Origin of the sequence: Mannheimia kashgarensis (assembly GCF_041807705.1) — a bacterium.
Taxonomy (GTDB): Bacteria; Pseudomonadota; Gammaproteobacteria; order Enterobacterales; family Pasteurellaceae; genus Mannheimia.
The window spans coordinates 39,000-48,405 of the sequence record NZ_JBGTYY010000015.1 but is presented as its reverse complement, the minus strand read 5'-3'; the positions used below and the strand labels follow the sequence as shown (position 1 = coordinate 48,405).

Genomic DNA, 9,406 nt, shown 5'->3' with positions numbered 1-9,406 from the left:
GAGCAGTTACGCCTGCTACAAACAGCTCTATGAGTTTATGTTGTTTGTACTGACTTAGACGACTTTTTCTCATAAGGTTATCTTAACCTAAATGGAAGTTTTAGTCGTTATCTAGGACAGCCCCTATATTAATGATAAAGTTGATATAGTAAAAATTGAAAGAGGATTAAGGCGTTTAAATCTATCCCTCTTTCCAGAAAAAGAATATCTTGAAAGAAAATTTTATATCCTCAAAACAGTTAATCCTGGTACTGGAGGATATATTTTGACCCGAAAAGGTATTACTTTTCTAACTAATAAAGTCAAAGGGATTACTTCAATTGAAATCGATAATTTAATATTCAAACATTATCTCACAGACAAAAACTATACAATTTGGCAAATGCAACCTGCTGTATGTATCCAAGATTGTATACTTTATACCCAACAGAACATACTCTCGGTATTATGTCAGTAGAGCGTGATGAGCGTAGAAAACAATCTAAAAGAAAAAACAATATTTTTATTAGATTACTCAAAGAAATTAAACGCTCTATTGCTAGGCTCAGACTTAAGCTATTTGGAAAAAATTCAACATTCGAGTAAATAAAGAGGAAAAAAATGAATACAGCACAATTTCACCAAGCAGTAGAACAAGTTTGGCAACAAATTGAAGAAAAAATCGATGACGAAGGTTTATCGGTAGATACAGAAATTCAAGGTGCAGTTTGCACTTTAACCTTTGATGACGAATCACAAATCATCATCAACAAGCAAGAAGCGATGTTAGAACTGTGGCTTGCCAGTAAACTTGGTGGCATTCATTTCAAAAACATTGATGGCGAATGGGTTACAGATGAAGGTCGCACCTTTTGGCAACATTTAGAAGAAGCCTTTGCTCGTCACGGCGAAACTATTTCTTTCTAAAATAAACCGCTTGCGGACGCACACACTGCTTCCCTACATATAAAAATAATGAACACCACCGCACTTTCTGTTTTAAATAATGTTTTTGGCTATCAAAAATTCCGAGACGGGCAAGAAGAAGTAATCAATGCCGTATTGGGAAATCGTGATTGCCTTGTAATTATGACAACAGGCGGTGGAAAATCCCTTTGTTATCAAGTGCCTGCTCTCTGTTTAGATGGAATAACCCTTGTTATTTCTCCACTAATTTCGTTAATGAAAGACCAAGTGGATCAACTCATTACCAATGGTATTGAAGCGGCTTATCTCAACTCTACCCAAACACTCGAAGAACAACAGTTTGTTGAGCAAAAAGCCTTATCGGGTAAATTGAAATTGCTTTATCTTTCACCAGAAAAAGTGATGACACAAGGCTTTTTTCACTTTATCTCGCTCTGCAAAATCAGTTTTATTGCGGTTGATGAAGCCCATTGCGTTTCCCAATGGGGACACGATTTTCGCCCTGAATACACCCTACTAGGCGGATTACGGAACACTTTCCCCAATGTACCGTTAATGGCACTAACCGCCACAGCCGATCCAACTACACGAGCCGATATTCTTCACCATTTACGCTTAAATGATCCTCATATCTATTTAGGCAGTTTCGATCGCCCGAATATTCGCTACACGGTACAAGAAAAATTTAAACCGCTTGAACAGTTGCTGAAATTCATCAATAAACAGCAAGGCAAAAGTGGCATTATTTATTGCAATAGCCGAAAAAAAGTGGAAGAAATCACCGAAAAATTGGCTTCGAGAAATGTTAGTGTGTTGGGCTATCACGCGGGAATGAGCATTGAACAGCGAGAATTTGTACAAAATGCGTTTCAGCGAGATGATATTCAAATTGTAGTCGCAACCATTGCTTTCGGTATGGGAATTAATAAATCTAACGTGCGTTTTGTGGTGCATTTTGATTTGCCTCGCTCTATCGAATCTTACTACCAAGAAACAGGACGAGCTGGGCGTGATGATCTCCCATCCGAAGCGGTGCTTTTCTACGATCCGAGCGATTATGGCTGGCTACAAAAAATCCTTTTAGAAGAACCCGAAAGCGAACAAAGAGATATTAAACAGCATAAATTACAGGCTATCGGCGAATTCGCAGAATCGCAAACTTGTCGCCGTTTAGTCTTGCTCAATTACTTTGGCGAACATAAGCAAGAAGACTGCAAAAACTGTGATATTTGCTTAGATCCGCCGCAAAAATATGATGGCTTACTTGATGCCCAAAAAGTGATGTCGGTCATTTACCGTACAGGGCAAATTTTCGGTCAGCACCATATTATTGCTGTGCTGCGTGGAATGAATAATTTGAAAATTCGTGAACATAATCACGACCAACTTTCGGTTTACGGTATTGGGAAAGAACAGAGCCAGCACTATTGGCAAAATGTGGTAAGGCAACTCATTCATTTAGGCTTAATTTATCAAAATATTGCTAATCATTCAGCTCTTCAATTAACCGAAAGTGCAAGGCCTTTTTTGCGTGGCGAGAAACCGCTACAGCTCGCATTGCCACGCTTGGGGATTTCAGCCACGGCATTTGTACAAAGACAAGCCAGCCAGCGTTATGATAAAGATCTCTTCGCTCGCCTCCGCTTTCTTCGTAAACAGATTGCCGATAAGGAAAATATTCCACCTTATATCGTCTTCAATGATGCAACACTACAGGAAATGGCGGAGTTCTTGCCAACTTCAAAAGTAGAAATGCTCGAAATTAACGGTGTGGGCGAGCGAAAATTTGAACGATTTGGCCAAGCATTTATGACATTAATCAAAGAACATCAAAATAACCGAAAATAGGGAGCGAAATACGGGTTTATTATTGCATAAGCATTGAAAATCCTATAAAATCCGCACGTTTATCTGTTTTTTATACAACGAAAACAGACACTATAAAAATATTTAACCGCTTACAAGCGGTCTTATTTAACCAAAAATTTACTACTAGAAGGAATAAGGCTATTAAACCTGTAAAACGTGTTCAAACAAATCGCGCCCACCGTCTTAATGAAGAAATCCGTGGTGTGAAGGAAGTTCGCTTAACTGATGAAAATGGCGAACAAGTTGGTATCGTATCGCTTCAAGACGCATTAAACCGTGCTGAAGAAGCTGAATTAGATTTAGTGGAAATCAGCCCAAATGCTGAGCCACCTGTTTGTCGCATTATGAACTACGGTAAGTTCATCTACGAAAAAGAAAAAGCGGCAAAAGAGCAAAAGAAAAAGCAAAAAGTCGTACAAGTGAAGGAAATCAAATTCCGCCCAGGTACAGATGAAGGTGACTACCAAGTTAAATTACGTAGCATTATCCGCTTCTTAGAAGATGGCGACAAAGTAAAAATTACTATTCGCTTCCGTGGACGTGAAATGGCTCACCAAGAAATCGGTATGGACGTTTTAGAGCGTGTTAAAGCGGATACGGCTGAAATTGCAGCGGTTGAATCTGCACCGGGAAAATTGGAAGGTCGCCAAGTTGTAATGGTAATCGCACCGAAGAAAAAATAATTCACTTGCAAAAAGCGAGCTTATTCTGTAGAATTCGCTCGTTTTTCGTGAGAGAAACAGAAGCAGACAGGCACACTCAGCAGCCTGAGCTGCTTTTTTAGATTGCAATGCAAATTGCATAGGACGGTAATAAGTGCTCACAAGTGATTATCGTAGGGGCAAATTACAATTTGCCCTTAGAATGAGAAATCCGCCTATTACCAATATTTAACCAAAAACAATGCGGAGTTTTTTAACAATGCCTAAAATTAAAACTGTACGTGGTGCTGCTAAGCGTTTCAAAAAAACAGCTTCTGGCGGTTTCAAACGTAAACAATCTCACTTACGTCACATTTTGACTAAGAAAACCACTAAACGTAAACGTCACTTACGTCACAAATCAATGGTAGCGAAAGCAGACCAAGTTTTAGTAGTAGCGTGTTTACCATACGCATAAGGCCTAAGGCTGCGTTAAAAACACAAACGTACGAATAGTAATTCTTAGGGGCGATAATTCGTCCATCAAATCAAAATAGACAATTTAGGAGATTAAATAATGGCTCGTGTAAAACGTGGTGTTATTGCAAGAGCACGCCATAAGAAAGTTCTTAAGGCTGCTAAAGGTTATTATGGTGCGCGTTCACGCGTTTATCGCGTTGCGTTCCAAGCTGTAATTAAAGCTGGTCAATATGCTTACCGTGACCGTCGTCAGCGTAAACGTCAATTCCGTCAATTATGGATTGCTCGTATCAATGCTGCAGCACGTCAAAACGGTTTATCTTACAGCAAATTCATCAACGGCTTGAAAAAAGCTTCTGTTGAAATCGATCGTAAGATTTTAGCTGACATCGCTGTATTCGATAAAGTTGCTTTCGCAGCTTTAGTTGAAAAAGCGAAATCTGCTCTTTAATTTTAAAGAATAGAGATTAGGACGCCAACAGGCGTCCTTTTTTATAGGTAAATTTTGGGATTGCGCAGAATTAAATTGCAAACAAGCGGTCAAAAAAGGGAATAATTTTACAAAAGGATTACGATATGAAAAAACTAATACTATTGGTTTCATCTGTTGCGATTACTGCTTGCTCTACGCCTGTTCAGCAAAGCACTGTGCCAATGGATATGCAGGCCGTTCACGATTATCAGCAACGTATATTAACCAAACAAACGGTTGATAAAAACGCTCAACCAGGCAATGAGGCATTGAACCAAAGCGATAGACGCTCAAAAAGCACGGCTTCGCCTATTCGCCCTGTGATTTATCCAAGCATTGGTGTGGGTTATCATCACGGCTAGCGTCATCGATATTGGTAATTTCAAAAGAAGGGGCTATTTGAATAGCCCTTATCGTTATAAGCTGATCTCTAACTTATCATAAGCTCGACGTACTTTTTCCAATGCTTTATCCGTATTCTCATCACGGGCTAAAACCACGCCTAAACGGCGGCGTCCGTTCACTTCCCCTTTACCAAATAAGCGAAGCTGAGTGCCTATTTCTTCCAGCACTTTGTCTAGATTTCCAAAGCGAACATTATCAGATTTGCCTTCAACAACAATGGCTTTAGAGGCTGCCGGGCTAATAGTATAAATTTCAGGAATAGGTAAGCCTAAAATCGCTCGAGCGTGTAAGGCAAATTGTGAAAGCTCTTGTGATGCCATTGTTACCATTCCTGTATCGTGCGGACGTGGCGATACTTCATTAAAAATAATCTCATCGCCGCATACAAAAAGCTCTACACCGAAAATACCTCTGCCACCTAATGCCGAGGTAATTTTTCCTGCTGCTTCTTGAGCTTTTCTCAAGGCAATTTCAGACATCTGTTGTGGTTGCCAAGATTCACGATAATCGCCATCAATTTGAATATGACCGATAGGGGCTAAAAATGAAGTACCATTAATATGGCGAACGGTAAGTTGCGTAATTTCATAATCAAACTGGATAAAACCTTCTACAATCACTCTACCGCCACTGGCACGCCCGCCCTCTTGTGAATATTCCCAGGCTCTTTGGATATCAGCTTCTGATTTGATAACCGATTGCCCGTGCCCTGAAGAGGACATAATTGGCTTAACCACACAAGGAATGCCTATCTCACGAATGGCTTGTTGGAATTGTATATAATCATCAACAAAACGATAAGGTGAGGTTTTCAGTCCTAATTCCTCTGCTGCTAAGCGGCGAATGCCTTCACGGTTCATTGCTAATTTAGTCGCTTTTGCTGTTGGCACAACATTGTAGCCTTCATTTTCTAATTCAACGAGTATATCAGTTGCAATTGCTTCAACTTCAGGCACAATAAAATCTGGCTTTTCTCTTTCAACCAACTCTCTCAATGCTTTACCATCTAGCATAGAAATAGTATAAGCTCGATGAGCAACTTGTTGAGCAGGTGCGTTTTCGTAGCGATCAACTGCTATAACTTCTACCCCTAAACGCTGTAGCTCAATCACAACCTCTTTACCTAACTCGCCCGACCCTAACATCATAACCTTAGTTGCACTCTTTCTTAACGGCGTTCCAATTGTAGTCATACTTCCTCCAAAACCAAAAAGCAAACGTTTTCGTTGATGAATTATACTTTAAACCGCTCTAAATAAATAGAAATAGCTGCTAATAACTTAGCTAAAATTATTCAAAATTTTTATAACAAATGCTTGCGTTTAAACGTTGGCTTTTCCAACTGCTCTGAAGGAGCGAGTAAAAATAATCGCTTGCTGCCAGAAAATCCCTAGTCAATTTAATGCAAAATCGCTATACTTTATCGCCCTAAAATTTAGGGAAATAGCTTCTTCCTTAGAAGTAAATAAAAACATTGCCACAGCTTTTGTGGCGTAACAATACAATAGAGGTTTTCAATGTCAGCTCCAAATTTAGGAACTAACCCGGCTCCGCTCGGTTTATGCGGTTTTGCACTAACGACTTTTTTATTAAGTCTAATTAATAACGGTACATTTAGCGGCGATAATGTTGGCTTAGTATTAGCGATGGGATTTGCATTTGGCGGCACAGCTCAAATGATTGCAGGTATGTTTGAATTTGCTAAAGGTAATACTTTTGGTTTTACTGCATTTACTAGCTACGGCGCGTTCTGGTGGTCTTTTGCGTTATTTAAAGTATTCTTTGCATCAACTGTATCGCCTGAATTTATCGGTTGGTACTTGATGGCTTGGGGAACATTTACCTTAATGATGTTCATCGGCACATTGGCAAAAGCTCGTGCATTACAGGCAATTTTCTTCTTCTTAACTATTACTTTCTATTTATTAGCGGCTGGCGATTTTACTCACAACAGCACTATTACTAATATCGGCGGTAACTTTGGCTTAATTACGGCATTCTGTGCATTCTATTTAGCCGCAGCAGATATTATTAATGAAAGTTTTGGCAGAACGATTTTACCGATCGGCGAACCAAAATAATTTAAGTAATAACAAAAAGGCTGAATGAGATAAACATTCAGCCTTTTAATTTGCAAAGTAGTCGAGAAAAACGACCGTTTGTTAGCTCTCTTTTTCTACTTTTTCACTTTGCACTTCAACTTTCTCTACATCAACTTTTGCCATTGCACCTTGAATGGTTTGTTGCACTTCAATAGAAATTAAGCTTCTTAACAATGCTTCGGTTTCTTGCACTTTGTTGAGTACTAAATTATCTTCGCTATCAAAGTAGCCCTGCTCTTTCAAACTATTGGTAAATGTTGAGAAAATGGCTTTGTCAAAAAACTCAGGGGCATTAATCCCGTGTAATACCGACAAACGCTGCGCCACCGAACTACTCTCTTTCTCCAATGCAACACGGCTAATATCTGGTTGTTCAAGCAATAAACTTAAACTGATGTAGTAACGCTGTAAAATCTCACGCACGCCAGCCGAATGAAGTTGCAATGTACGAATATGCGGGCGGTTAATCATCAGCATGTCACTTTCATTTTTAATGACACCTTGACGAGCAAATTCATTAATGATCGCATCAACCTGTTCTGCTACTTCTTTTTGCTTAAAGTGCAAGAATAACTCTGCTTGCAAGAATGGATAAATTCGATTAACCGATTGAATAACCAAATCTTTTGAAATCGCCTCGTGGTGCAACACAATGCTTGCCACTAACGAAGGCAGCACAAATAAATGCTGCACATTATTGCGATAGTAAGTCATTAATACTGCTGATTCACGCTCTAAACGAATTAGCTCGCCAAAATTATCTTTTTCGATCATTACACCAGAGCGAGGTAATTGGATAACGTGATTGAGCATTTCTTCCGCACTTTCTTCGGGCATTGTCATATCTTTAGAATAAGGCACCGTGCGGAATAATTGAACGTAACTTTCAAGCTGTTCGATAAGCTGCTCACGAGATAACGCTCGCTGACGTGAAGCCAATAATGCCGAGCCGACTAAATTCTTCGCATTTACCGCCGCGGCCTTATTGATGTTTACCATTACCTGATGAGAAATTTGATCTACCGCCTCATTCAACCATTTAGGGCGAGTATCGCCCGATTGCTCTTTCCATTCAGAGAAGTATTGGTTTAGGTAATTGTTTACCTGAATTGGCTCGCCGAAATTCACATAGCCTTGACCTAAATTTTTCAGCTTTTTAAGCACTCTTAGCACAAGCCCTGCATTTTCTTTCTCTTTAGCAGCCCCCCGCAACTCTTTGGCATAAGTATCTACCTCAAGAACGTGTTCATAGCCAATATATACTGGCACAATACTTAGTGGACGATTTAAGCCACGTTGAAGAGCTTGTAACGTCATCGACATCATACCTGTTTTAGGCTCTAACAAACGCCCTGTACGAGAGCGTCCGCCCTCAATAAAATACTCCACCGAATAACCACGATAGAATAACTCCGCCAAATATTCACGGAAAATCGTCGAATATAAGCGGTTGCCTTTAAAAGTACGACGAATGAAAAATGCTCCCCAACTACGGAAAATCGGACCTGCAGGCCAGAAATTCAGGTTAATCCCCGCTGCAATATGCGGTGGCACAACACCGTGATGGTAAAGCAGATAAGATAAAAGCAAATAATCCATATGGCTACGATGGCACGGCACATAGACAATTTCGTGTCCTTCTAAGGCGAGCTTACGAACACGATCTGCATTTTGCACATTAATGCCTTGATATAACTTATTCCAAAGCCAACTTAATACACGATCTGCAACCCGTAAACTCTCGTGTTTTACATCAGCCGCAATTTCATTAATGATTTTTTCTGCTTCTTTGCGTGCTTTTTCAGGAGATGACTTTTTCGCTTCTTCAGCAATAGCGGCTTGAATAACCTCTGAATTGAGAATTTTATTAAACATCGCATCACGATTGGGCAAACGGGGGCCCATCGCAGAATAGCGCAATTTCGCAAAGTGCATTTTTGCCACACGAGCAATTTTTTGCGCAATTTTTTCATCTGTACCGTGTTCAGTGACCATATAACGTAGCGATACTGCCGGAGAAAAGCGGACAAAATTATCTCGCCCAAACCAAACCATTGACATAAAACGTTGGAATGAGGTTAAAACTTGTAAATGATGAGAATTTTCTTTGCCTGGAGCTCGCCCCCATAACACCGAAACAGGCACAAGCTGAACATCTAGCTCCGCTTTTTCACTATGCAAGTCTAAATAGCGATAAAAAATTGACTCAGTTTCACTTTTTGCCCCTTTTGATTTAAAAAAGCGCCTGCCTTCATCTAAAAAGACGAAGCGAGGTAAAGAATGCCCATCAATCACATTATCTTGCAATGGATTAGGCAAATTTAATGCCAAACAGTTTTTTTGCAAAATCAGTAAATCGGTTTGCGAAGTATAAGGCAATACATAAACGATAGGCTGATCTAAGTTCAAATCTAATTCGTTTACAGGATCAGTGGGAATCGCACGGGATTTTACCAAAAGTGAAAGTGGTAAATTGAGAAAAGCACGATAGAAATTTAATAAGCCAGACATATCAATACCCTTTAGAATTG

9 protein-coding genes and 1 pseudogene are annotated in these 9,406 nt (G+C 39.7%); 7 read left to right on the top strand and 3 right to left on the bottom strand.

Annotated elements, in window-relative coordinates; all coding sequences use genetic code 11:
* A pseudogene (locus ACERCF_RS07475) lies at positions 1-73 on the bottom strand (IS1595 family transposase); the annotation flags it as partial.
* Between the two features lie 527 nt (positions 74-600).
* On the opposite strand from ACERCF_RS07475, the gene cyaY reads away from it, so the two are divergent.
* The 6 genes from cyaY to ACERCF_RS07445 all read left to right on the top strand — a co-directional run bounded on the left by cyaY (position 601) and on the right by ACERCF_RS07445 (position 4,730).
* Positions 601-906, top strand: a complete 306-nt coding sequence (gene cyaY / locus ACERCF_RS07470; RefSeq protein ID WP_373625172.1) for an iron donor protein CyaY — start codon at positions 601-603, stop codon at positions 904-906.
* A 48-nt stretch (positions 907-954) separates the two neighbouring features.
* Entirely contained in the window at positions 955-2,754 is a 1,800-nt protein-coding gene (gene recQ, locus ACERCF_RS07465; RefSeq protein WP_373625171.1) for a DNA helicase RecQ, read from the top strand.
* A 161-nt stretch (positions 2,755-2,915) separates the two neighbouring features.
* Entirely contained in the window at positions 2,916-3,458 is a 543-nt protein-coding gene (infC, locus tag ACERCF_RS07460) for a translation initiation factor IF-3 (protein WP_373625176.1), read from the top strand.
* Between the two features lie 238 nt (positions 3,459-3,696).
* Positions 3,697-3,894 carry a 50S ribosomal protein L35 gene (gene rpmI / locus ACERCF_RS07455; protein WP_005596065.1) on the top strand — a complete coding sequence of 66 codons (198 nt, stop codon included), beginning with the start codon at positions 3,697-3,699 and terminating at the stop codon, positions 3,892-3,894.
* A 99-nt stretch (positions 3,895-3,993) separates the two neighbouring features.
* Complete coding sequence (gene rplT, locus ACERCF_RS07450; RefSeq protein ID WP_005596075.1) at positions 3,994-4,347, top strand: 50S ribosomal protein L20; 354 nt, start codon at positions 3,994-3,996, stop codon at positions 4,345-4,347.
* Between the two features lie 125 nt (positions 4,348-4,472).
* On the top strand, positions 4,473-4,730 hold the full coding sequence (locus tag ACERCF_RS07445; protein WP_373625170.1) for a hypothetical protein: 258 nt from the start codon (positions 4,473-4,475) through the stop codon (positions 4,728-4,730).
* A gap of 54 nt (positions 4,731-4,784) precedes the next feature.
* Here the strand turns inward: ACERCF_RS07445 and purT are convergent, their stop codons facing one another.
* Entirely contained in the window at positions 4,785-5,966 is a 1,182-nt protein-coding gene (purT, locus tag ACERCF_RS07440) for a formate-dependent phosphoribosylglycinamide formyltransferase (RefSeq protein WP_373625169.1), read from the bottom strand.
* A gap of 324 nt (positions 5,967-6,290) precedes the next feature.
* Between purT and ACERCF_RS07435 the strand changes: the two genes are divergently transcribed.
* Positions 6,291-6,854, top strand: coding sequence for an acetate uptake transporter (locus ACERCF_RS07435; RefSeq protein WP_373625168.1), 564 nt, complete (start codon positions 6,291-6,293; stop codon positions 6,852-6,854).
* Between the two features lie 81 nt (positions 6,855-6,935).
* Here ACERCF_RS07435 and plsB read toward each other — a convergent pair whose 3' ends face one another.
* Positions 6,936-9,386, bottom strand: a complete 2,451-nt coding sequence (gene plsB, locus ACERCF_RS07430) for a glycerol-3-phosphate 1-O-acyltransferase PlsB (protein WP_373625167.1) — start codon at positions 9,384-9,386, stop codon at positions 6,936-6,938.
* Between the last annotated feature and the right edge of the window lie 20 nt (positions 9,387-9,406).